The sequence below is a fragment of the Haloarcula onubensis genome, from assembly GCF_031624605.1.
In the GTDB taxonomy this organism is placed as follows: Archaea; Halobacteriota; Halobacteria; order Halobacteriales; family Haloarculaceae; genus Haloarcula; species Haloarcula onubensis.
In genome coordinates, this window is the sequence record NZ_JAMQOS010000007.1 from 1 (window position 1) to 22,132 (window position 22,132).

Below are 22,132 nucleotides of genomic sequence, written 5' to 3' on the forward strand. Positions count from 1 at the left end.
GGCGTGTTCGAATCCCGCTTTACCATCGGCTCCTCACGTCCGTTCGGAGCACGATGGAAGGGGCGGGATTCGAACCACGCGGAGCCCTGCGAGGGTAACTACCAGGCCGTTTCTGGCATTCTGGCCGGCAGCGCTCTACCACTGAGCCACCCTTCCAGACGGGTACTCGTTAGCACGGCTCGCTAAAGTATGTGACGGGGTTGCCCACTCAAGGCGCGGTCGGGTGCGCCACTACAGGTCGGCGACAGCCGCGTCGAACTGGCACCATCTGGCACTGCGTATTTGTGGCGACCGGCCAAAGTGTATCACGTGAGCTACACCAGAGTCAACTACGACGACGTCGAGCCGGTCGGTGACGCGATGCACTTCATGCGGGACCCGCTCGAGTGCTCGAATCTCGGTGTCACCATCGTCGAGTGCGACCCGGGCTGGACCGGGAAAGAACACGACCACAGCGGGCAGGACCAGGAGGAGGTGTACGTGCTCGTGGAGGGCGCCGCGACCGTCGACGTGGCCGGCGAGTCGGTCGAACTGAACGCGGGCGACGCCATCCGAATCGACCCGGCAGCGCCGCGGCAGATCCACAACGGCGAGGAAAAGAGCCTGTTCGTCCTCGTCGGCGCGCCCTAGTAGCTGCGTTCTTTGGGCTCGTAGGTCTCCTCTGCGCCTTCGAGGATGACGGGCTTGTAGTACAGTTCCGGCGTGCCGCCCGACCAGGCCAGCATGGTGTGTTTGATCCACTCGTCGTCCTTGCGCTCCTGGTGTTCGGCCCGCCAGTGGGCGCCGCGGAACTCCTCGCGGGCGAGCGCGCCGAGCGTGATGGCCTCGGCCACGTCTAAGATGTTGCGCGTCTCGATGGTGTGGATGAGGTCGGTGTTGTAGGTCCGGGAGGGGTCGTGAACGGCCACGTTCTCGTACTCCTTGCGGGCCTCACGGAGGTCCCGCAGCGCGTCTTTCAGCGCCGACTCCTCGCGGAAGACGTTGACGTTCTGGGTCATCGTCTCCTGGACGTCGGCGCGGACCTCGGCGTGGTTGATACCGTCCTCTTCGAGGAGGGTCTCGACGCGCTCGCGCTCGTTCTCGACGGCGTTCTCGATGACGGCGGTGGGTTCGACCGCGGCGCCGTCCGCGACCGCGTCCTCGCTCCCGGTGTCGATGGCGCCGGGTTCGACCGGCGGTTCGACGGCGCCGTCCTCGCTCTTGGCGGAGAGTCCGGTGCCGATTTCGGCGGTCTTCATGTCCTTGCCGGCGGCGTGCCAGCCCGCGCGGGCGCCGAAGACGAGCAGTTCGGGCAGGGCGTTGCCGCCCAGCCGGTTCGCGCCGTGGAGCGAGACACACGCCGTCTCGCCGGCGGCGTAGAGCCCCGAGATGCAGGTCTCGCCGTTCTCGTCGCACTCGACGCCGCCCATGGCGTAGTGCTGGCCGGGCTTGACCGGCATCGGTTCGTCCAGTCCGTCGACGCCCTCGAAGTCCTCCGCGAGGTGGAGGATGTTCTCTAGGCGGTCGAGGATACGGTCCTCGCCCAGATGACGCATGTCGAGGTCGACGTACTCGTCCTCGATGCCGCGGCCCTCGTTGACCTCGGTGAGTTCCGCGCGCGAGACCACGTCGCGGGAGGCGAGTTCCCCGGCGTTGTTCGCGTAGCCGTACTCGTACATGAATCGCTCCTCGTCGTCGTTGTAGAGGATGCCGCCCTCGCCGCGGACCCCCTCGGAGATGAGCACCCCGGTGGAGGGGAGCGTCGTCGGGTGGAACTGAATCATCTCCATGTCCTCCATCGGCGCGCCGGCGCGGTAGGCCATCGCACAGCCGTCGCCGGTGTTGGCGATGGCGTTGGTGGTGTGGTCGAAGGCCTGCCCGAGGCCGCCGGTGGCGAGGATGACGCCGTTGTTGGCTCTAAAACCGTGAATCTCGCCGGACTTGATGTCGTAGGCGACACAGCCGTGACACTCGCGGTCCTCGGGGTCCTCGTGGTCGGTCACGGCGAGGTTGGTGACGTACCACTCGTCGTACACCTCGATGCCGCGCTTGACCGCCTGCTCGTACATCGTATGCAGGAGGTGATGACCCGTCTCGGCGCCTGCGTAGGTCGTCCGCGGGAACGACATCCCGCCGAAGGGGCGCTGGGAGACGCGGCCGTCGTCCTCGCGGGAGAAGGGCATCCCCCAGTGCTCTATCTGGATGACCTCTTCGGGCGCCGACTGCGCGAAGGTGTCCACGGCGGGGGCGTCGGCGAGGTAGTCCGACCCCTTCATCGTGTCGTAGGCGTGGAGGTCCCAGGAGTCGCCCTCCCGGAGCGCGGCGTTGATACCGCCCTCCGCCGCGCCGGTGTGACTGCGAACCGGATGCAGTTTTGTCACGAGGGCCACGTCGGCGCCCTCCTCGTCCGCTGCGATGGCCGCCCGGAGGCCGGCGCCGCCCGCGCCGACCACGATAACGTCGTGTTCGTACATTGTATTGTAAAGGGTTGTTGGCAGCGCTTGGGGCTACCAGAACTTCAGGTTGTTCTTGACCGCTTCGCGTTTCAGCTCCTGGATGTGCTCGGTGAGGGGTATGTCCTTCGGGCACACCTCGGTACAGGAGAACTGGGTCTGACAGCGCCAGACGCCGTGTTCCTGTTCGATGATGCGAAGCCGCTCCTGCTTGCGGTCCTCGCCTTCGCGCTCGTCCATCGCAAAGCGGTAGGCCTTGTTGATGGCCGCGGGGCCGAGATACTCGTTGTCGCCGGCGGCGATGTTACAGCTCGACATACAGGCGCCACACCAGATACACCGCGTGGACATCTTCACTTTCTCGCGGTTCTCCCGGGTCTGGCGCTGCTCTTCCAGGCTGTCCTCGGGGAGTTCGTCGGCGTCGAAGTACGGCTCGACGGCGTGCATCTGGTCGTAGAAGTGCTCCATGTCCACGACGAGGTCCTTGACGACCTCCTGGTGGGGGAGCGGTTCGATGCGGACCGGCGAGTCGAGCTCCGAGAGCTGGGTCTTACAGCCCAGCCGCTGGCGCCCGTTGACGAACAGGGCGTCGGAGCCACAGACGGCCTGCCGACAGGAGTGTCGGAAGGTCAGCGACGAGTCGTACTGGTCGCGAGCGTAGATGAGCGCGTCCAGCACCGTCATCCCCTTGTGGTACGGGACGCGGAAGTCGTCGAAGCGGGGTTCCTGCTTACTTTCGACCTCCGGGTCGTAGCGGAACACTTTGAGGAGGACGGTCTCCTCGTCGTCGAGTGTCGCCTCTTCGGTCTCGCGCTGGGCCCGTCGCTCGGCCTCGCGCTCGCGCTTCTCCGCGCGGCGGCGCTCGCCAGGCGACTCGATGGCCTGCTCCTCGCTCTGTTCTTCGGTCTCCGTCTCCTGTTGTTCTATCTGTGTGCTCATTATAGGAACCCGTTCATGGCGAGTGCGACTCTGGTGCCCTGTGCGACCAGCAGCAGGCCGGCGACGACCAGCACCCACTTGACGGCGCTCTTCTGGGTGCCGCTGATACCCTGGTTGACCAGGGCGTTGTAGACGCCGTTGACGCCGTGGAACGTCGCGGTCACGAGGAACAGCCACATCGTCGCGAAGTAACCCACCTGGCTCATCCGCGCCTGCGTCCCCGCGAACGTGATATCCGCCGCGTGGTTCGCGAAGTGCAACAGGAGGAAGTGGAACGCCAGCACGCCGATGAGAAAGACTGCCGTCAGCCGCTGGAGCAGCCAGCGCCGGCCGCCTCGCTCGAAAGAGGAGTAGTGTTCGGCCATTATGCCAGCGGCCCCCCGAGGAAGGTGGGAATGCTCGCGACGACGATAGCGCCCGTCAGCACCATCGACGCGTAGAAGCTCTTGTCCTGTGCCTCCAGCCCGACGCCGAGGTCGACCATCAGCAGTCGGACGCCGTTGAGGATGTGGAAGACGGCGACGGCCAGCAGCCCGACTTCGAGGAAGCGGACGACGAGCAGGGCTTCCAGTCCCTGCAGCGTGCTCGTGTACAGCTCGGCGCCGCCCAGGGACGTACTCAGCACGGCGATGTGGGTAAACAGGTAGCCCACGAGCACCCAGCCGGTGAACTTGTGGAATATCCAGGCCCACATCCCGGCCGAGAACTCCCGCCACCGTCCGAAGTCCTCGACGGTGCCACGGTTGTAAGACTGACTCATACAGGTGGCTTAGTCCGGGGACAGATAGTAGTTACTACCGCGTGTGCCCCTCGCCGGAATCGGGGGTCGTGCCCCCTCCCGACTGGGCGCGTGCTGAACAGTCGGGGTCGATGAGGGGGGCCGCTCAGACTGGCGGCGGGTGCTCGGGGTTGGCGCTGAACACCGGCTCCTCGCGGCTCCGTTCGAGCGCCCGCAGCGTGCGCTCGTCGAGGTGGACCAAGTGACACAGCGGGTTGCCGGGGTAGACCAGCGGGTTCTCCAGCACGCCGACCAGCAGGCCGGTGAAAGGCGCCCGGACGACCGTGCTGTCGGTCTTGAACGGGTTCGCGATAGTACAGATTATCTCGTCCTCGTAGACGAGGCCGCCCCGCTCGTGGTGCATGTCGACGAGGCCGCCGGCGTCGGCGCGAATCCAGGTCTTCTCGTCGGCGTGTTCGATGACGGTCCGCCAGCCCGGCCAGCGGACGACCTCGGTGCTGAGCATCCCGAACTCCGCGAGCACGGACCGCACGCTGTCGAGCGCCTTGTCGATGAACGGCCGCTGGAAGCGGTGGGCTTCGCCCATCTCGATGGTGATAGTCGGGACCCCCTCGTTGCTCGCTTCCCGCCGGAGCGAGCCGGACGGTCCCTCGGAGGAGATGATGACGTTCGAGGCGAAGGCGTTGGCGACGCGAGCGACGGGTTCGTCGCTCATGTCAGCCCGGACGTGGAGCGTGTTGGTCCGCCCCCGCGTCGAGGTGTGGAAGTCGAGCCCGAAGTCACACGGGGCGATGAAGTTCCGGAACACCCGGTGGGCCATCCGCTTGGCGCTCGTGGACTCGGGGTCCCCCGGGAACGAGCGGTTGAGGTCGCGGTCGTAGATGGGGAGATAGCGCTCCTGTGCGAGGAACGCCGGGACGTTCAGCACCGGCAGACAGACGAGCGTCCCCGAGAGCCCGGACAGGTCCCACTCGTGGGCCACCTCGCGGACGACCTCGATGCCGTTTAGCTCGTCGCCGTGGGCCGCCGCCGAGAGAAAGCCCGTCGGCCCCGGTCGCGCCCCGTTGATGATTGTCACGGGCATCCGAACGGGGTCACCGAGGTACGTCTCACTGACCGTGTAGCGGAGGTTCTGTGTCTCGCCCGGGTCAACCCGTCCCCCGTCGTAGGTGAACGGTTCGGCCTCGTCCATGCTGCTACAAGTGTGATACACACTATATAAACCCCGGGACGGCGAACCCGCCAGAGCTTTGCGGGCACCGCCGGAACTAGCCAGCAATGAGTGACGACATCACCGTCGGCGTGTTGAGCTTACACTCCAGCAAGGAGACGAAAGCGATTCTCAACGCTGCCGACGCGATGGGCTACGACACCGCCTGGCTCCGCGAGGAGAACACCACGGTGCGGGCCACGGCGGGCAGCATGACCCTGGAACCGAACGTGGACGTCATTGCCAACCGATTGCTACTCTCGAACGACGAACACCCCATGGAGGGCGTCGGGCTGGCGCTGACGCTGCACAACCTCGTGCCCATGCTCAACGAGCCGATGGCGGCGACCACGGCACTTCACAAGTTCGCCAGCGCCGCGGCGCTGGCCCGCAACGACGTGCCGGTCCCCGACGCCGTCCTGGCGCTGTCGAACGCCCGCCTCAACGAGGAGCGCGCCCAGTTCGGCGAGCGCGCGGTGTACAAGACGGCCATCGGCACCCACGGCGGCGGCACGTGGATGGTCGACCTCGACGACCCGGTCAACGCCCAGGTCGGCGACCGCCACGCCTTCCTCCAGGAGTATCTGGACCACGACGACCAGCGCCACCACGACCTCCGGGTGTACGTCGTCGGCGAGCGGGTCGTCGGCGCGATGAACCGCTACGCGCCCGAGGGCGAGTGGCGGACCAACGTCGCGCTCGGGGGCGACGTCGAGGACATGACCGGTCGGCTCCCCGACCACGTCCGCGAGATGGCCCTCGCCGCCGTCGACGCCATCGGGCTCGACTACGCCGGCGTCGACATCGTGCAGGGCGAGGACGGTTACTACGTTCTCGAAGTCAACCCCACCGCCGGCTTCCGCGGCCTCTTCGACGCCAGCGGCATCAGCCCCGCGCCCTACATCGCCCAGCGCGCCATCGAGCGCGCCGGCGGCCACGTCGAGGACAGCGAGGTCGAGCGCCTGGCCGACACCCTCGACGATTCGATGCCGGTCGCGAAGCCACCGAAACCCCAGCGCAAGCGCTCCGAGAACGTCGTCGTCGGCTACATCGAGGAGGTCGTCGTCTCGGGGACCCGCGGTAACAAGAACGTACTCGCCAAGTCCGACACCGGCGCGACCCGGACCAGTATCGACGCCGAACTCGCCGCCGAAATCGGGACCGGCCCCATCCTCGACATCGTGAAGATAAAGTCCGGGAGCCTCAAGTCCGGCCGCCGTCGCCCCGTCGTCGACCTCGTGGTCGGCCTGGGCGGCACCCAGCACACCGTCACCGCGAGCGTCGAGGACCGCTCGCACATGGACTACCCACTCCTGCTCGGCCGCGACATCCTCAAACACTATCAGGTCGACGTCAACCACCGCGCCGACGCGGACCGCGAGGTCGACACCGAAGAGGAAGAGCAGACAGCGGAGTAGCTGGGTCCAGCCCTCGCCTCTCAGTGAGGCAGCACCCAGCCGACGACCACGGCGAGATACAGGAGATACAGGCCGTCGTAGAACAGGACCTGCCAGCGTTCGAGGCCGTAGCCGTGCCGTTGCCAGTACAGCAGCGCGGCGAAGACGGCCGGGAGGCCGACCGCGAACGCGAGGCTCACCCAGTAGAGCCGGAAGTTGTGTATCGGCAGCCCGACGACCGCGAGCGGAAAGAAGCCGAGCGTCATCGTGGCCGCGGCGTCGGTGAAGACGTCTATCGACCCCGCCGTCACCTGCCCGCTCCTGACGACGCTCCAGGTGCCAAAGGCCTCCGGGGCCAGTCCGAGCGGCGCCGTGACGAACAGGCCGCCGACGAGGTCGGAGACGCCGAGCGCGGCCGCCAGGTGGTCCGTCGACCGGACGATAAACGACGCCGCGACGACGATGGTCACGAGCCCCGCGAGCGCCAGACCGAACTCGGTCCGCGACCAGTCGGGGTCGGCCGGGTCGGCGTCGGCTCGCCCCCTGACCACACTCTGTGTCAGAAAGACGGCGTACGCGCCGAGCATTATCCAGCCGTCGACCGGCTGGAGGCCCCGCCACGGGGCCGGGAGCGTGAGCAGCGCGACGAGCGAGACGACGGCCACGTAGGGGAGGACGACGACGGTGGCGGCGCTGCTATCGATGTAGAGCGCGTGTCTGCTCGACTCGGTATCGGCGTCCGCGGTCCGCTGTGCCCGGCCGGGGTCACCGACCGAGACGTCGTTCTCACCGTCGGCCGGTGACTCGTTCGGTCGCGACGCCACGTAGGCTATCGTGGTCAGCAGGGGCAGCGAGATGACGTTCGTGCCCACCATCAGCCCCAGGCCAATATCCGAGGCGCCCTGGACGACGCTAGACGCGGTGAGGCTGACCTCCGGCATCGCGACCGCGAGGCCGACGATAGCGCCGCCGGCCGTCCCACCCAGTGCCCACCGCTGTCGAAGCTTCTTCACGGGGTGGGCCAGCTTGTCGGCCCCCCAGTGGGCGACCGAGACTCCGGCGACGAGGACCAGGAGCCAGAACGCGGCACCGAGGAGTGACATCACGTGCTATTGCCAGCTCTCACCAATAGGGGCTGTGCCTGCATTCTCGACGGGCCCGCACGCCCAGCGCGACGCACCGACACCGCGCGACGGCGCGAACTCACTCCCCCTTTACTTCCGCGACGCTCTCGGCGATGTCTTCTTCCGCGCGCCACAGGTACAGCGTCGCGTAGCTCCGATACGGCGCCCACCGCTCTGCGTACTCTACCATCTCGGCCCGGCTGTAGCCGTCGCCGACCACGTTCGAGAACCCCTTTCGGACGCCGAGGTCGCCGACCGGAAAGACGTCTTCGCGACCGAGCGAGAACAGCAGTTGCATGTTCGCCGTCCACGCGCCGACGCCGGTGATACTGATCAGGGCCTCCCTGACGGCGTCGTCGGCCACGCCCTCGAAGTAATCGACGGAGTAGCCGTGCTCGTCGAACGCGGCCGCGACCTCGTTGAGGTAACGGGTCTTCTGTCTGGAGAGGCCGGCGTCTTTGAGGACGGCGTCGTCGGCGTCGAGGACCCCGGTCGGCGTCATCTCGACGGCGGCGAAGAGGCGGTCGCGGGTGGCCGCGGCCGACGCCATCGACACCTGCTGACGACAGATAGAGACGACCAGCCGCTGGAAGAGGTCGTCGGCGGGGTCGAGGGCGAGTTCGCCGTGGGCCGCCACGAGCGGCCCGAGGTCGGGGTCCGAACGGAGGCAATCGTGGGGCGAGTCCGTCATCGCCCGATGGGACGGGCCCGCCGGTGATGAACGTACCTCTCTGTGGGTCCGCTGGCTATTCGATGTCTATCTGGTGGCCGCTGTCGAGCGGTTCGACCCTGGCGACGGTGATAGTCAACACGCCGTCCGCCATCGACGCGGAGATGTCGTCGGTGTCGGCGTCGCTGGGCAGCGTGATGCGGCGGGAGAGCGACTGGTGGGTGCGCTCCTGCTGGATGTAGTTCGCCTCCTCTGTCACCATCTCCTCGCGCTGTTCGGCCTCGATTGCCAGGGTGTTGTCTGTGACGTACACCTCGATGTCGTCCTTGCCGAAGCCGGGGATGTCGGCCACGATAGTGTACTGCTCCCCGTCTTCGGCCAGGTCGATTCGGGGCTGGTCCATCCCCTCGCCCCACGGCTCGATACCGGTGCCCCAGCGGTCCGCGGCGGTCTCGAACTGCTTGCTCATCTGTTCGAACCACGACTCCATGCTGTCGAGCGGTGACTGTCGGTCCATAGTCGCAACTGGCAGACGGCGCGCTTAGTTAGCCACCGAGTATCCGGTCGGCTCCGACGGGCGGACCGGGACCCGCCGGAGTAAGATGGTCTTTGCTCCCCGGCCCCGGTGGGCGCCGACGGCCGCGGCCTGATAAACTCGGGGGCGGTTTCTCGGGGAGAGAAACGTTGAAACGTGGGCCGCCAGTGGGGACACATGTCATGGATTTCGAGGACATCGAGACGGTCGCGGTGCTTGGCGCGGGCAACATGGGCCACGGCATCGCCGAGGTCGCCGCGCTGGCGGGCTACGAGGTCAGGATGCGCGATATCAAAGAGGAGTTCGTCCAGAACGGCTACGACAACATCGAGTGGTCGCTGAACAAACTCGCCGAGAAGGACCGGCTCACACAGGCGGAAGCCGACGACGCGCTCGACCGCGTCACACCGCTGGTCGACGTGGCGGAGGCGGTCGGCGACGCCGACGTGATAATCGAGGCCGTCCCCGAGAAGATGGAGATAAAGAAGGACGTCTACACCGACGTCGAGCAACACGCCCCCGAGGAGGCCATCTTCGCGACCAACACCTCAAGTCTCTCTATCACCGAGCTCTCGGAGGTGACCGAGCGCCCCGAGCAGTTCTGCGGGATGCACTTCTTCAACCCGCCCGTCCGGATGCAACTCGTCGAGGTCATCACCGGCGCCCACACCAGCGACGAGACGCTCGACACCGTCGAGCAACTCGCCGAGGAGTTCGGCAAGAGCCCGGTCCGGGTTCGCAAGGACTCGCCCGGCTTCATCGTCAACCGCATCCTCGTCCCGCTGATGAACGAGGCCTGCTGGCTGGTCCACGACGACGTGGCCACTATCGCCGAGGTCGACTCGACGACGAAGTTCGACATCGGCCTCCCGATGGGCGCGCTCGAACTCTCGGACCAGGTCGGCAACGACGTGGGCCTGCACGTCCTGGAGTACATGCACGAGACGCTGGGCGAGGCCTACGACCCCTGCCCGCTGCTCGAAGCCAAGGTCGAGGACGAGAAGCTCGGCAAGAAGACCGGCGAGGGGTTCTACGACTACGAGAACGGCGGCGCGGACGTCCCGCGTGACCAGACCAGCGAGGCAGTCAAACACCGCCTGCTCGCCGTGATGGCCAACGAGACCGGCAAACTCGTCGAGAACGACGTGGCGCCGGTCGCCGACATCGACGAGGCCGTGATGCTGGGCGGTGGGTTCCCCGACGGCCCGGCGAAGATGGCCGACAACGCCGGCCTCGACACGCTCGTCGACACCCTGAACGAGGTCCACGAGCAGACCGGCGAGGCGCGCTACGAGGTCGCCGAGGGGCTGGCCGACGCGGCCGGCGAGGGCGGCTTCTACGGCGGCGACGACGAGAGCGAAGTCAGCTACGACACCATCAACGTCGAGGTGCTAGAGGGCCACGTCGGCCACGTCGAACTCGACCGGCCCCACCGGATGAACACCGTCAGCACGGAGCTACTGGACGAACTCGCCGACGCCGTCGACCAGCTCGAGGCGGACGACGACGTGCGGTCCATCCTGCTGACCGGCGCCGGCGACCGGGCCTTTTCCGCCGGGGCGGACGTCCAGTCGGCCGCGACGAACGCGACGACGCTCGACGGCGTCGAACTCTCGAAGACGGGCCAGGAGACCTTCGGCAAACTGGAGGACTCCCCGCTGCCCGTCGTCGCCGGTATCGACGGCTACACGCTCGGAGGCGGGATGGAACTGGCCACCGCCGCCGACATGCGCGTCGCCTCGGATAGCTCCCAGTTCGGCCAGCCCGAACACGACCTCGGCCTCCTGCCGGGCTGGGGCGGCACCCAGCGACTCGCCAACATCGTCGGCGAGGGGCGGGCCAAGGAGATTATCTTCACCACCGACCGCTACGACGCCGAAGAGATGGCCGACTACGGCTTCGTCAACGAGGTCACCAGCAGCGACGACCTGGTTGACGCCGCCACCGAACTGGCCCGTGACCTGGCCGCCGGCCCGCCCGTCGCGATGGACTTCACGAAGCGGGCGATGCACGCCGGCCGCGTCGACGAGGAGGCCGGGCTCGAAGTCGAGTCACAGGCATTCGGCCACCTGTTCGCGACCGAGGACCTGATGGAGGGACTGACCGCCTTCGCCGAGGACCGCGACCCCGAGTTCGAGGGGAAGTAGGTCCGCGACCCACCGTCGACTCGCACACGGCACGGCCGCCGGTGCCCGTGTTACCCCGCCACAGGTAGTGGGGATTTCGATGGGGTTAAATTGGAGCACTCGAAACTCGGAAGTACGCTCGGTTGGTGTAGTCCGGCCAATCATCTTGGCCTTTCGAGCCGAGGACCAGGGTTCAAATCCCTGACCGAGCATCCCAATTCTACCGCCGTCTTGCGTTTTTTGAGTCGTGAATAGAGCAATGATAGCCAATGTTTCAGGCCAAGTCAGAAATCAGGATTCACTTACCCCGGCGCAGTCTTGCGATTAGCCGCTTTGTCCCACCTATTCGATTCAAAGGACTAGCCAAATACGTCCGAATCGCAAGACGGGGGTGGATCTAATGGACGAACTCGACGAGCTCCCTGTCGTCACCGACAGGTCAGAAGAGTACCTCAACCAGCGTCAACTACTCGACTACCGAACCGAACGTGAGGCTTGTCTCGAATGGCTCCTCACCTTCGGAAAGCGACCAGATGAGGCAGTTGGATACGCGGTGGGTACAGTGAAGCAAGGTGCGTATCGGATGGATCAGTTCTACCGGTTTGTGTGGGACCAAGAGGACGGGTACACGGGAAACGTCACGCACGAGCACGCCGACGCGTGGATGAAAGAACTCGCGCGTGGGGACGCGAGTGCGACACACAAGCGCAACTGCCAGAAAGCGATCAAGCGACTGTTCAAATGGCGACATCACGAGTACGGTCGTAGTGAATGGGACCCCGATATCACGTTCGCTGCCGACTCTAGTACGAACCCTCGGGACTTCCTCACCCGGGAGGAGCGATCTGCGGTGCGCGAGGCGGCGCTCGAATACGGCTCCGTTCCTAACTACAACAACCTCTCGCCGGCGGAGCGAGACAGGTGGAAGCAGTACCTCGCCCAACGGTTTGAGAAACCGAAATCGGAGATCTCACCCTCTGATTGGGACCGCGCGAACGGGTGGAAGGTTCCGTCGCTCGTTTGGACGAGTCTTGATGCGGGACTCCGACCGGTCGAGGTGGAACGGTCGGAAGTCGGGTGGGTGGATACGGACAACGCGGTTCTCCGCATCCCGAAAGAGCAGAGCGCGAAGAACCGGGATCATTGGGTTGTCGGTCTCCAGTCCCGGACGGCTGAAGCACTCGACAACTGGCTCGCTGAGCGCGAGACGTATCCGGAGTACGACAACACGGACTCGATCTGGCTGACTCGGAAATCGAATCCGTACACCACGAACTCGCTCCGATACCTGCTTCACAAACTTTGCGATATTGCTGACATCGACACCACTCACCGGCAAATGAGTTGGTATACGATACGTCACTCGATTGGCACATATATGACTCGTGAGGAGGACCTCGCGGCCACTCAGGCACAGCTCAGGCACAAGAGCGCCGAAACGACAATGAAGTACGATCAAGTTCCAGTGGAAGACCGCCAGGATGCGTTAGATCGGATGGGATAGACGCAGAGCTACAATAAGCGGCTACTCATATGGCACTGTAATGCTTCTTCAACCGAGTCTTAGAGGATATTCGCTGCTGAGCGTTGGAGTTCTTCAGTCGGGTGGACGTATCGAGCCGCTGACGACTTACTTTGTTGTCGCAACTGCTTCGCGACGATTTTGAGATCCTTGTACTTCTCATACGTGTAGGTGCCGACGGAGTGTCTGAACGAGTACCAGCAGAGCTTTCGACCCCGGTGGTTGATTCCGGCTTCCTCGATGAGGTTATCAAGGAGGTAATTGAGTGAGCTGGACTCGTACGGGTTACCTTTCCGGGTGAGCCACATGTGATCGGTGTCGTCGTAGTTGCTGTTATTGTCGCGTTGCTCAAGCCACAATTCCAGCGGTCGAGCGGCCTTATCGGGTAGAGGCTGTGTCCACTTCCTATCACTCTTGACTGCGTGCTCTGCGGGGATGATAATCTTCTGTGCTTCTGCGTCGTACCAGTGGACTCGCATCCGATTGACGAGCGCTGGACGCCACCCTGCAGCCTTCTGAGTTGCGATGAGCGACGGGATTTTCCAATTCTTGTTGACCTTCTTCCAATCCGCCGGTCTGACTTCGCTCTTGGGTTTACCGAGTTCTTGTGCGAGATATGCTCGCCAGCGGTCGCGCTCGTCGGGGGTGAGGTTGTTGTACTTCGGGATGGACTTGTAAGTCAGCGACGTATCCCAAAGCAAATTGACTTCGTCTTTGGTGAACGGATCTGCCCCGTTCTTTGCCGGCTCATCGTTGAAGCTAATATCCGGCTCCCAATCTGAACCATTGAATCGGAACCAATTGACCAGTGCGTTCGAGATCTTTCGTTTGCTTCCCTCGGCGTACCGATCGCCATCCTGGCGTCGGAAATCGTCGGTGGCGAGGGCTTCGATTACTTCGTTCGCTTGTTCCTGCGAGATATCTGTAGAAGTTTCGTCGTTTCTCCAGACCCACTCAATAGCTTGCAGCACGCGTGAGACTCGTGCCCCGATTGACTGTTCGGAGTACCCAATTTCTTTTCGTGGATTCTTCCCTTCTGATTCGAGGTACCCCCTGAAATCTTCGAGTTTCGATTCGAAAATGACCTCTTGCCGTTCGTTTAATTGCGGGAACGACTCCTCTGAGTCATCCGCGGAATCACTACTCACAGTCGCCACCATCCCATGTGAGTACCTTTCCTGGTTCCGGGGGGAGTGTTAGTTGCCTTTGATTCTGCGTTCTCGAATCTGGCCCTTCGAGACGGTTATCATGTGCCGTGTGAAACGATACGATCATTGACCTACAGAATTAGAGTAACCACCTGTTTTAAAGGGTTAGTTTGGAGAATTTGATAAAATAAAAATTTTAACAGTACTTGAGGGAGATATGTTACTTCAGGGCTGTTTTCTAAGCCTCATTAGCGTCTCGGTTAAGCGTCAGCGAATTCGGCGAGTGAGTGGTTCGAGGCGTCCACGATCCACTTCCCGATTTGAATGAGTTTGAAGTCCTCGATTGGTTCTTCGAGCGCCTCATCGAGGTGCGACTGAACGGCTGGTGAGAGTGTCTCGATAGCAATTGCAGTTAGGATGTGCTGCGTTAGGGCGTAACTGCTCGCTAGACTCGTCGGTGCGATCACAATGACATCAGAACTATCGACAGCTTCGAGGGCGAGTTCAGCTTCTCGATACTGATGGATCGTCCCAATGAGATCCGTAACAGGAAACAGCACACCCGCATCCCCATGGGAGATACTCGCCCCTGCTGAGTTGAAATGCCCCTTGAGCATAATTAAGTTACAATTTATGCTCAAAGTGCATTAGTATTACGGTGGTAGTCAGTGGCTCTTGCCGCTGCGACCCTCACTAGAACTGAGTGACTCGAAACTAATTGTCGGATATGCCTCGGGAACTGTACCATTGTACGGCGACGGAACTCGCTACAAGCTCCGTCGAGCACCTCTCGTACGACACGACGCCCGCCGACGCCGCCGCGTGGCTCACCAACAACGGGTACGATACCGCCCCGATATATCGAGACGGGACTCCCGTCGGATTCATCCACATAACCGACATCGACACAGACACCGACGGAGACGACCTCGCCGATCACCTTACCCCGCTTACCATCGATCACATAATCAGCGGCGACGCAGCGTTCCCAACAGTTCTGTCCGCCCTCATCGAGAAACCAGTATACTTCCTCGGCGGCCACAACCACGTCAATGGGGTACTCACACGCGCGGACCTCAACACCGGCCCCGCCCGAATATACCTGTTCGACCGCATCACGCACCTCGAAGAACACCTCCGCGAACTCATCCTCGACAAAGCACCCGACTGGAAAAACACGCCAGTAACAGTAGACGAACTGGATGACATCAACTCTCGGTACGAAGACGCGAAAGCCGCCAACATCGAATTAGACGAACTGCACTACGCACAGTTCTCGACACTCGAAACAATCGTTACCAGCGTCGAAGCCTGCTGGCAAACTTGCGGATTCACCTCGAAAGGCGGTGCAAGCACGCGACTCCACGAAATCACGGAGCTCCGTAACGACGTCGCCCACGCCAACCTCCTCATCGAAAACACCGACAGCAACGACTTCCTCAGCTCCGGCCGAACCACTGAGAACCTACACGACACGCTCGAAACTATCAATCAAGTACTCACCCAACTCCAAGACGCCGGACATGACCCGGACCCCGAAGAGTAACACATGACAGAGGAACGTCCCAAACCCACCGCAGAATAACTGCGGACACACTTTCTCCCCCACCACACAATCATCTCCACCCAACCCGCGCTCGAGGTACGACCCCGATCAATGCTGCCATAGGTGATAGACGATCTAGCACAGACTCAATCTTACCGCGAATGCGGTTCATTGTCTCGCCGTTCCCACAACGTTCCAAGATGGAACGCAAAAGCCACAGCGATTACGAGCCCCACAATCAGAAGTGCCAACTGGTACGCACTCGCTGGCGCACCACCAAGTGTTCCGAGCACACTATACGCGGCTAAAACCAGCCCGGCAAAAATAGCGAGCAAGTGATAGCGAAACTCTGTCATACGCTTTCTACACACTCCAAATAATTAGTCAAAACGGCCAATCCAAGCACAAATACCGAAGCGTGACCGGACGCTTCAGGCGAGTACGCTGACGGCCGTCGCTTCACTCAAAGAGACCCGGCTTCTTCATCCTGTGCTATGCTCTATCACCACCTACTCCTCATCTCGCTACGACCCTCCATACCTCCCGAGACTTCCCAAGTTCGCGGTACTCTTTCTTCCGCTCGAAGGCGTCAATGGCGTAGATCATCTTGTTGTCCTTGTCCCAATCGATCAGGGCGCGGAAGTCACCGACGCGAAGCTTGTAACCAGGGTGATTCTTCAGCCGGTCAAGAAAGCGGCCCGGAAAGTCACCGATGTCCTCCAACTTGTTAATAATCCGCTCAGCGTTCTCCGGCTCGAACAGCTCCAGCGTTCCGACCAACATCTCCGTCAGAACAACTTCGTGAGCCACCGTTCTGCCCTCAGTCGTCGATACCGAGGCGCTCGCGGGCCTCGTCCGTCGACATCGTCCGTCCTGCCGCCACATACGCGTAGCCCTCCGAAACACCCTCTTGCGCGCCAGGCGTCAGAATAGGCTCCGTGGTGTCGCGCAGCACCTCACGGACAAACTCCGAGCGGTTGGTGTACTCCAGTTCCTCGGCCAGTTCGTCGATCTCCTCCAGAAGCCGCTTCGGAACCTTCACGTTCAATTTCACCATATCCCTGTCGCCGTAGTCGTCCGCACCCGTGGTCATACTCCGTGGCACGCGGGTAGTACTCAAAGAACTGTCTCTCACTCGTCGTCGCAAACAGCCTCCCGGAATCCCTCCAGAAAATCCAGATTTGTCTCATGACTGCGGTTCATCTCTGCGTGAGATCCCATACGGCTCTAATACAACACCAGACTCATCGACCGGCACCCGGAACTCGTGTTAGACTCTGCAGACGTTGTATTCCGCTTTGCCCCGAAAGCGGAGGAGCGATGCGTGCGTGTAGATATGTCGGACCGATCGCCGCGGTATGAACTCCACGCCCCGAGCTACGCAGCGCAAGCAAAGAGTGGATCACCGCCACTGTCACTGCTCGCGGCAGCCACATGGATCAAGACACGCCAATCATTCGACGAGCTCTGCGACATTCTAGAGATACGAGCGATTCTCTCCTACGATGGTTCCTCGTTTCCGAAAAACCGCCGCTCAACCCGGTTCGGGCCGACGCCGCGCCAGGCGTCCAAGAGTTCAAAGGAGACATTCAAGCACACATGGCGGACGACGACAACCAGTAAGCCGAACCAGTGCAAGCGAGACAGATGCGCCGACCGCTCTGAAAAACTATTCCAGCGCGACCACGTCTTCACACGCCGGACACTCAGCCGATATACCTTCCAAACCATCGTTTCGCTCGTATTCTACCAACGCCCACGCGGGAGAAATGCTATCACCACAGTCCGGACAGTGACCAAGCCGCTCCGTGTCCTCAGGCATGGAAAGGGAATGGAAGGAGCGTGTGACAGTCGTCCTTCCAGGCGAAACTCGGCCGCTCACAAAAATAAGGGTTTGGTGGTGGTGATATCTGATCATTACTTACGGTCTCTGTTGAGGACGGGGACGGGGGGAGGGGGTGTGTCCGCAATTCCATGCCACCCGTTGAGAGGTATTCCAGCAGATCAGGATTCCACAGTCGAGATGCTGCTGTTGGGAGAGGGTATTAGAAGATGATGGTTAGAGGTGCTGTGTCGGTTGTATTCTGTGGTTTGACTTGCTGCCTAGCTGTGCTGTCCGGGTGGCTGATTTTGCCGGTACCATAAAGTATAATACTTACTTACTAGCGTCTAGACGCTAGACTAGAAGAAGAGGCGTTACAGCCTCTTCTGACACTATCTCGTCTAACCGCACTTCCGCTGTAGTCCCTCTCACTGTCTTTCACTGTCTCATCCATCTAGTCATCCTGGCGGATTCTCCGATGAAATGTGGCCCCACAAACCCCGTCATGGAATTGCGGACAACCCCCCTCCCCCCGGGGTGGAGATGTTGAAGGGCATATTGCAGTGCTATTGAACTTTCAGAGAATATTCCCGAAGATATTCAAAGATAACCCCCTGTCCGCAATTCAGTTGCCGACAATAACCCCCTGTCCGCAATTCAGTTGCCGACAATAACCCCCTGTCCGCAATTCAGTTGCCGACAATAACCCCCTGTCCGCAATTCAGTTGCCGACAATAACCCCCTGTCCTGAAAACAAATCGATTGCAAAGTCTGATGCTAACGCACTGACCAACAATCGAGTGGCACAGCGAGCTCAGAGGCGGAACAGATTGACCGCACTTTCCGCAAATATCAGTATACCTATATACTTGATTCGACTCCAGAAGAGAATTAATAAAGGCTGCTATAAGGAAATTCTCTTTAGATTATATAAGAACTCGAAACTATCAGTCTGAAACTTTTTGCACGAACTGTTCTAATTTCATTGTACGACGTCGTAAGGCGATTCTGTAGGGATTGTCATTGAAATACATTAAACAGTAACGCACTGCTGTCCTGCGGTTTTGCACATAATGTAGTAAATATACATGAGTACGTAGAATGACTTATTTGATAGAATACTTAGAAAACGGATTTTCCGTTAATAACTCAGATTCACATCGAGAAATCGGGAAATACTCGTATTCTCACGTCTTGCGATTTCTCACAAACCGGTGTAGATTTACATTGGTGTTCATTTTCTTGCCGTGCGGCGGTTTTGTACTAATCGTCACAGATTCCAATGTATTATTAACACCAGCTGCGACTACCGGCTGAGTCCCTGTTCTGCGCCTCATCGATTTTTGCGGATTCTGGTCGAGATTTTCCCCCTTGTAGTCTTGCGATTTCAACGGTTCTCCAACAGATTTACATTGATATTACCGGGGGTTCTGAACAGACTTCTGAAATCACGAATTTCGCTTAGGCCTTTAGAGAGCTTTAGAAGCTCGGCGGACAAATATATGGGAGTCGTTGGGGTAAGTCAAAGGTTCTACACCCTCGATACTGTCCCAAGATGGGTGACCTAATAGACGGTTGAGGAGGATTCACCTCCCGTAGCGTTGGAACCGCAGTTGCCGGAGGGGGCTTCCGCTTTCAGACGCCATGTGGGTAGGCTGAAGTTTGCTTGTATCAGTTTGGTAAGGTACAGTATTCACCGGGCATTCGAGCGGCGTCCGTTACGGGTACATAGTGATTCGTGGGTGTGGTGGTGGGAGATCTCGTGTTGGTTCGCCAAGTGACTTTGAGACTGAGGCATAGGCGAGTAGTAATTGCGACTGCTCTCTGTAGTGTATGCGTGGCATAGGGGGTGTGTCCCAACACCGACAATCGATTTTATAATTATCCGGGCTTGATTCTCACTTGAGGGTGCAGGCACTCCCTTGCCTTTGCGGCGGGGACTGTCCCGGTCCAGCACGTGTGGTCATAGCGCACGTGCGTTGACATCCGGTATTGAGCGAACGGGGACCTACTGGAGGGGCGGTCCATTTCGTCTATCCTGTCAGGGGCGGCGGCTGATCTGATTCTGTAAGCATCTGAGCGAGTTGTGTGCCGTCGATGAGGCGCATCTTCTGGTTGAAGTCCTTCGCGTACTGCCGTGCGGTGTCAGTGAAGTCACTACTGGTCACGACGATGACTTGGTCGGCGTCACCGGTAGCGATGTGACTGGCGAGTTTCTGTAGTACTGGACGGCCGACTAGGTTCCCCGTGTCGAACTGTTTGACCTCAATAGCGACACGATCCCCTCGCTGCTGTGCCCAAATATCGACTCCACCGTCTCTTGTCGCCTGCGTCGCGCGGGTCTCGTACCCGTTCGACTCGAAGACTAACGCGACAAGTCGCTCAAACTCTTCCCACTCGAACTGGTACAGATGATGCCGCTCCCAATACGTTTCGCTCATCCGGTCAACGAGAGCCGCTACCGGTTCGACGAGCTCCGGGGAAACGGTCTTTAATCCGGTGTCGACGCTTTCTTTCCACTCAGCTGGCTGGACGCTTGGGTGGGCTGCGTCTACGCGATTGAGGAATTCAAGGACAGCGACCGCGTTCTCGATTAACTGCAGTAACGCAGCAGTGTCCTCGTCGAATCTCTCCGCGTTTAGCTCCGCGTACATGTAGTCAACCACTCGGTCGAATGGGTGCGACGGGTGCTGACGGTGTGCGTCAAGCGCCGCCTCAACAGCGTTGAGTATCTCTTCTAATCTATCGATGCGCGCACCGTTGATACCCCCTGTGTGTAGATACTCGCCGAACACCGCTGGAAGTTCGTCGACGAGAGGCGTTCGGTAATCTTCCCGCACAGTCTCGACTTCAGATGCAAGCGTAACGAGTCGCTCGGCGACCTCAAGCCCGGAGTTGAATTGTGAAAGTGATGGCTCGCCAGCGTCGGTACCAGTGAGGCGGGCAACGACATCAACGTCCAGGTTGAGGTGCGTCCCGGCGGTCCCTGGCCACTTGTTACGAACATCACTAGCTTGCGATTGGAGATCAACGCGCCGGGCACGCTCACCGATCCACGACCGCACATCATGCAGGCGGCGGACCACTTCTTGTGCAGCCATGTCGACCGCATCAGCACCCCTGTCGTTACGGAGCTTTTCGAGTCGCGTCGTAAGTTCCGACACACCGTTGTGATCGTCTTTCTGGAGGAGAATCGAGTATCCCTCAAGCACAGTTTTCGCAGCACCAACCACAGCCTGCTCACCGTCAGGATCTCCCTGCACGTTCGGGTGTCTCGCAGTCAGCATCTCTCCGAGTGGTTCCGTGACTGCAGTCGGTTGTCCACCTTCGGTAGCGACCGAAGCAAGCTGCTCTTCGAACGATCCGAGTTCGTCATAATACGCCGTCATCGCATCAATAACCTCCAAGTTGGACGGCGGTGTGTACACCACTTCTGGCGGCTCCTCGACCGTCTCTGAGGCAATCACTGCGCGGCGATACGGAAGCTCGAAACCGTGTCGCGCGAGGAGTTCATAATCGAGTTGTTGAACGGCGCTGTCCAGCTTTGCGATTCGCTGCTCCACTACTCGTTTCTGACGCCGAGCTTTCTGCAGATTCAACTCCACCTCCGTTTGCAGCGTTTTCCCGCCGGACTCCGTCAACCGCTGGTCGATAACGTCAGCCGCTTCTTCATAACACTCAATCGCTGCAGCATACTCGTTTCTACTCCGCAACCGGTCCCCTTCCGCCATTCGCTCCCGGATATCCCGGTAAATTTCCTTCAGCTAGGCACTCGACTCAGATTGGATGTTACGACGAGCGTTACGTAGACCTAAGTTGATCTCTGTTTCCAGCGTTTTTCCGCTGGATCCCGTCAACTGCTGCTCAACAATGGTTTTCGCTTCCCCATACGATTCAATCGCTGCCTCGTACTCCTCATCCCTCCGGAACCGGTCGCCTTCCGCAATCCGTTCCCGAACAGCTCTGTAACTCGATACGTAAGACTGCCCCTGGTCCGCTTTCTCTCCCGTGTCTTGACGCGAGACACCAGACTCCCCGTCCGTACCTGCCTCTTCTAGCACTGCATCGACATCCCCACTACCAGGCACGGAATCTTCATCGATCAGTCGCCGCCCGCGCTTATTTACACATCCCAAGAGCTTACCAGCAATCTCACGAACCCGCCCATCATTGCGTTGCCGTACGCTCTTCAATTGCAAAATGGCTTCATGATATTGGCCCGCCGCGAGTACCCGCTCCCCCGATTCCGCCAGCGCATCACCCTCCGCTATCTTCGAAACAGCTGCATCAATCTCCGGAACTCCCGAACGGTCGAACTCATCACTTGGCGGCATTACATCAACGTCTCCACGAAACCATACTACCCTACAGCAATCCCTGTCACAAAATAAAACATGGGAGTACAATCCGCTCTAACCTCGCTCTGTCAGCACAGCTACCGGCAGCAAGCATCGCTACCGGTGCAGCGCCGACTCCTTCCAAAGATGAGACCGCAGCGCAATCACAATCCCGTTCAACCAGACGACCAATACTGAGCAGTCTCCGGCTTCCTCTCACTCACCGACGTCAATTCGCGGTGCCGATGCTTACCCTGGATACGCAACGAAGTCATCCGGAAATCGGTTCCGTAGGAGCGTCGCAGTGAGACGTTCAGCATCTTCCGCAGTTCTTTGCCCGGTAAACCAACCTACTTGCAGGACCCTAACAGGAGGGTACAGAGCAGTGAAGTTCGCTCCTTCACGGCCAGGGTAATTGAGGTGCTGATCGATGCGGTCTAACACGTTTTGAGCCACTCCAACGTACAGTACTCGCCGAGCATCTCCTGCACTTTGATACCGGGTGATGCTAGCCGACGAAACGCCTTGTCTCAACGCGGTACCTGCCGGTGTTTTATTCTGGAGACATTCAAGCACGTATACCGC

General features: G+C 60.6%; 20 protein-coding genes and 2 tRNA genes. 6 read left to right on the top strand and 16 right to left on the bottom strand.

The window, feature by feature from the left end:
- Window positions 1-54: 54 nt before the first annotated feature.
- Window positions 55-156: transfer RNA gene (locus tag NDI86_RS18020), tRNA-OTHER, on the bottom strand.
- A gap of 153 nt (window positions 157-309) precedes the next feature.
- Between NDI86_RS18020 and NDI86_RS18025 the strand changes: the two genes are divergently transcribed.
- A complete protein-coding gene (locus NDI86_RS18025) occupies window positions 310-630 on the top strand; it encodes a cupin domain-containing protein (RefSeq protein ID WP_310901752.1) in 321 nt (106 codons plus the stop codon).
- Here the strand turns inward: NDI86_RS18025 and NDI86_RS18030 are convergent.
- The 5 genes from NDI86_RS18030 to NDI86_RS18050 form a co-directional block, all read right to left on the bottom strand.
- Window positions 627-2,453 (bottom strand): FAD-binding protein, encoded by a 1,827-nt coding sequence (locus NDI86_RS18030; protein ID WP_310901753.1) that lies wholly within the window; start codon window positions 2,451-2,453, stop codon window positions 627-629. The genes NDI86_RS18025 and NDI86_RS18030 overlap by 4 nt on opposite strands.
- Before the next feature lie 33 nt (window positions 2,454-2,486).
- Window positions 2,487-3,371, bottom strand: a complete 885-nt coding sequence (locus tag NDI86_RS18035; protein ID WP_310901754.1) for a succinate dehydrogenase/fumarate reductase iron-sulfur subunit — start codon at window positions 3,369-3,371, stop codon at window positions 2,487-2,489.
- A complete protein-coding gene (locus tag NDI86_RS18040) occupies window positions 3,371-3,736 on the bottom strand; it encodes a succinate dehydrogenase hydrophobic membrane anchor subunit (RefSeq protein ID WP_310901755.1) in 366 nt (121 codons plus the stop codon). Before NDI86_RS18040 ends, NDI86_RS18035 begins: the two co-directional genes overlap by 1 nt.
- On the bottom strand, window positions 3,736-4,131 hold the full coding sequence (gene sdhC / locus NDI86_RS18045; RefSeq protein WP_310901756.1) for a succinate dehydrogenase, cytochrome b556 subunit: 396 nt from the start codon (window positions 4,129-4,131) through the stop codon (window positions 3,736-3,738). The genes NDI86_RS18040 and sdhC overlap by 1 nt, the downstream gene beginning before the upstream one ends.
- 124 nt (window positions 4,132-4,255) lie before the next feature.
- Window positions 4,256-5,302, bottom strand: a complete 1,047-nt coding sequence (locus NDI86_RS18050) for a succinylglutamate desuccinylase/aspartoacylase family protein (RefSeq protein WP_310901757.1) — start codon at window positions 5,300-5,302, stop codon at window positions 4,256-4,258.
- A gap of 86 nt (window positions 5,303-5,388) precedes the next feature.
- Between NDI86_RS18050 and NDI86_RS18055 the strand changes: the two genes are divergently transcribed.
- Window positions 5,389-6,738, top strand: coding sequence for a putative ATP-dependent zinc protease (locus tag NDI86_RS18055; RefSeq protein ID WP_310901758.1), 1,350 nt, complete (start codon window positions 5,389-5,391; stop codon window positions 6,736-6,738).
- Between the two features lie 20 nt (window positions 6,739-6,758).
- On the opposite strand, the gene NDI86_RS18060 is transcribed toward NDI86_RS18055, so the two are convergent.
- The 3 genes from NDI86_RS18060 to NDI86_RS18070 all read right to left on the bottom strand — a co-directional run bounded on the left by NDI86_RS18060 (window position 6,759) and on the right by NDI86_RS18070 (window position 9,028).
- Window positions 6,759-7,820, bottom strand: a complete 1,062-nt coding sequence (locus NDI86_RS18060) for a sodium:calcium antiporter (protein ID WP_310901759.1) — start codon at window positions 7,818-7,820, stop codon at window positions 6,759-6,761.
- A 100-nt stretch (window positions 7,821-7,920) separates the two neighbouring features.
- On the bottom strand, window positions 7,921-8,532 hold the full coding sequence (locus NDI86_RS18065; protein WP_310901760.1) for a DNA-3-methyladenine glycosylase family protein: 612 nt from the start codon (window positions 8,530-8,532) through the stop codon (window positions 7,921-7,923).
- A gap of 55 nt (window positions 8,533-8,587) precedes the next feature.
- Window positions 8,588-9,028, bottom strand: coding sequence for an Hsp20/alpha crystallin family protein (locus NDI86_RS18070; protein WP_310901761.1), 441 nt, complete (start codon window positions 9,026-9,028; stop codon window positions 8,588-8,590).
- Window positions 9,029-9,228: 200 nt separating this feature from the next.
- Here NDI86_RS18070 and NDI86_RS18075 point away from each other — a divergent pair, with 200 nt between their 5' ends.
- From NDI86_RS18075 to NDI86_RS18085, 3 genes are all read left to right on the top strand, one after another.
- Complete coding sequence (locus NDI86_RS18075) at window positions 9,229-11,193, top strand: 3-hydroxyacyl-CoA dehydrogenase/enoyl-CoA hydratase family protein (protein ID WP_310901762.1); 1,965 nt, start codon at window positions 9,229-9,231, stop codon at window positions 11,191-11,193.
- A gap of 116 nt (window positions 11,194-11,309) precedes the next feature.
- Window positions 11,310-11,384, top strand: a tRNA-Glu gene (locus NDI86_RS18080).
- Between the two features lie 188 nt (window positions 11,385-11,572).
- Entirely contained in the window at window positions 11,573-12,676 is a 1,104-nt protein-coding gene (locus NDI86_RS18085; RefSeq protein ID WP_310901763.1) for a tyrosine-type recombinase/integrase, read from the top strand.
- Between the two features lie 59 nt (window positions 12,677-12,735).
- Here the strand turns inward: NDI86_RS18085 and NDI86_RS18090 are convergent, their stop codons facing one another.
- Together NDI86_RS18090 and NDI86_RS18095 are read right to left on the bottom strand one after the other, a co-directional pair.
- Window positions 12,736-13,842 carry a tyrosine-type recombinase/integrase gene (locus NDI86_RS18090; RefSeq protein WP_310901764.1) on the bottom strand — a complete coding sequence of 369 codons (1,107 nt, stop codon included), beginning with the start codon at window positions 13,840-13,842 and terminating at the stop codon, window positions 12,736-12,738.
- 260 nt (window positions 13,843-14,102) lie between these two features.
- Window positions 14,103-14,459: a DUF8165 family protein gene (locus NDI86_RS18095; protein WP_310901765.1), complete on the bottom strand. Its 357-nt coding sequence runs from the start codon at window positions 14,457-14,459 to the stop codon at window positions 14,103-14,105.
- A gap of 110 nt (window positions 14,460-14,569) precedes the next feature.
- On the opposite strand from NDI86_RS18095, the gene NDI86_RS18100 reads away from it, so the two are divergent.
- Complete coding sequence (locus NDI86_RS18100) at window positions 14,570-15,388, top strand: CBS domain-containing protein (RefSeq protein ID WP_310901766.1); 819 nt, start codon at window positions 14,570-14,572, stop codon at window positions 15,386-15,388.
- Between the two features lie 516 nt (window positions 15,389-15,904).
- Here NDI86_RS18100 and NDI86_RS18105 read toward each other — a convergent pair.
- The 5 genes from NDI86_RS18105 to NDI86_RS18120 form a co-directional block, all read right to left on the bottom strand.
- Entirely contained in the window at window positions 15,905-16,198 is a 294-nt protein-coding gene (locus NDI86_RS18105; RefSeq protein WP_310901767.1) for a type II toxin-antitoxin system RelE family toxin, read from the bottom strand.
- A gap of 10 nt (window positions 16,199-16,208) precedes the next feature.
- Complete coding sequence (locus tag NDI86_RS18110; RefSeq protein WP_310901768.1) at window positions 16,209-16,481, bottom strand: ribbon-helix-helix domain-containing protein; 273 nt, start codon at window positions 16,479-16,481, stop codon at window positions 16,209-16,211.
- 576 nt (window positions 16,482-17,057) lie between these two features.
- A complete protein-coding gene (locus NDI86_RS22280) occupies window positions 17,058-17,210 on the bottom strand; it encodes a DUF7837 family putative zinc-binding protein (protein WP_470303459.1) in 153 nt (50 codons plus the stop codon).
- Window positions 17,211-19,243: 2,033 nt separating this feature from the next.
- Window positions 19,244-20,941, bottom strand: coding sequence for a restriction endonuclease (locus NDI86_RS18115; RefSeq protein ID WP_310901769.1), 1,698 nt, complete (start codon window positions 20,939-20,941; stop codon window positions 19,244-19,246).
- A 33-nt stretch (window positions 20,942-20,974) separates the two neighbouring features.
- Entirely contained in the window at window positions 20,975-21,544 is a 570-nt protein-coding gene (locus NDI86_RS18120) for a hypothetical protein (protein ID WP_310901770.1), read from the bottom strand.
- Window positions 21,545-22,132: the final 588 nt, after the last annotated feature.

Coding starts and splice junctions, on each gene's coding strand:
- NDI86_RS18030 (WP_310901753.1), bottom strand. CDS start 2,453: ATGTACGAACACGACGTTATCGTGGTCGGCGCGGGCGGCGCCGGCCTC.
- NDI86_RS18035 (WP_310901754.1), bottom strand. CDS start 3,371: ATGAGCACACAGATAGAACAACAGGAGACGGAGACCGAAGAACAGAGC.
- NDI86_RS18040 (WP_310901755.1), bottom strand. CDS start 3,736: ATGGCCGAACACTACTCCTCTTTCGAGCGAGGCGGCCGGCGCTGGCTG.
- sdhC (WP_310901756.1), bottom strand. CDS start 4,131: ATGAGTCAGTCTTACAACCGTGGCACCGTCGAGGACTTCGGACGGTGG.
- NDI86_RS18050 (WP_310901757.1), bottom strand. CDS start 5,302: ATGGACGAGGCCGAACCGTTCACCTACGACGGGGGACGGGTTGACCCG.
- NDI86_RS18055 (WP_310901758.1), top strand. CDS start 5,389: ATGAGTGACGACATCACCGTCGGCGTGTTGAGCTTACACTCCAGCAAG.
- NDI86_RS18060 (WP_310901759.1), bottom strand. CDS start 7,820: ATGTCACTCCTCGGTGCCGCGTTCTGGCTCCTGGTCCTCGTCGCCGGA.
- NDI86_RS18065 (WP_310901760.1), bottom strand. CDS start 8,532: ATGACGGACTCGCCCCACGATTGCCTCCGTTCGGACCCCGACCTCGGG.
- NDI86_RS18070 (WP_310901761.1), bottom strand. CDS start 9,028: ATGGACCGACAGTCACCGCTCGACAGCATGGAGTCGTGGTTCGAACAG.
- NDI86_RS18075 (WP_310901762.1), top strand. CDS start 9,229: ATGGATTTCGAGGACATCGAGACGGTCGCGGTGCTTGGCGCGGGCAAC.
- NDI86_RS18085 (WP_310901763.1), top strand. CDS start 11,573: ATGGACGAACTCGACGAGCTCCCTGTCGTCACCGACAGGTCAGAAGAG.
- NDI86_RS18095 (WP_310901765.1), bottom strand. CDS start 14,459: ATGCTCAAGGGGCATTTCAACTCAGCAGGGGCGAGTATCTCCCATGGG.
- NDI86_RS18100 (WP_310901766.1), top strand. CDS start 14,570: ATGCCTCGGGAACTGTACCATTGTACGGCGACGGAACTCGCTACAAGC.
- NDI86_RS18110 (WP_310901768.1), bottom strand. CDS start 16,481: ATGACCACGGGTGCGGACGACTACGGCGACAGGGATATGGTGAAATTG.
- NDI86_RS22280 (WP_470303459.1), bottom strand. CDS start 17,210: ATGCCTGAGGACACGGAGCGGCTTGGTCACTGTCCGGACTGTGGTGAT.
- NDI86_RS18115 (WP_310901769.1), bottom strand. CDS start 20,941: ATGGCGGAAGGGGACCGGTTGCGGAGTAGAAACGAGTATGCTGCAGCG.
- NDI86_RS18120 (WP_310901770.1), bottom strand. CDS start 21,544: ATGCCGCCAAGTGATGAGTTCGACCGTTCGGGAGTTCCGGAGATTGAT.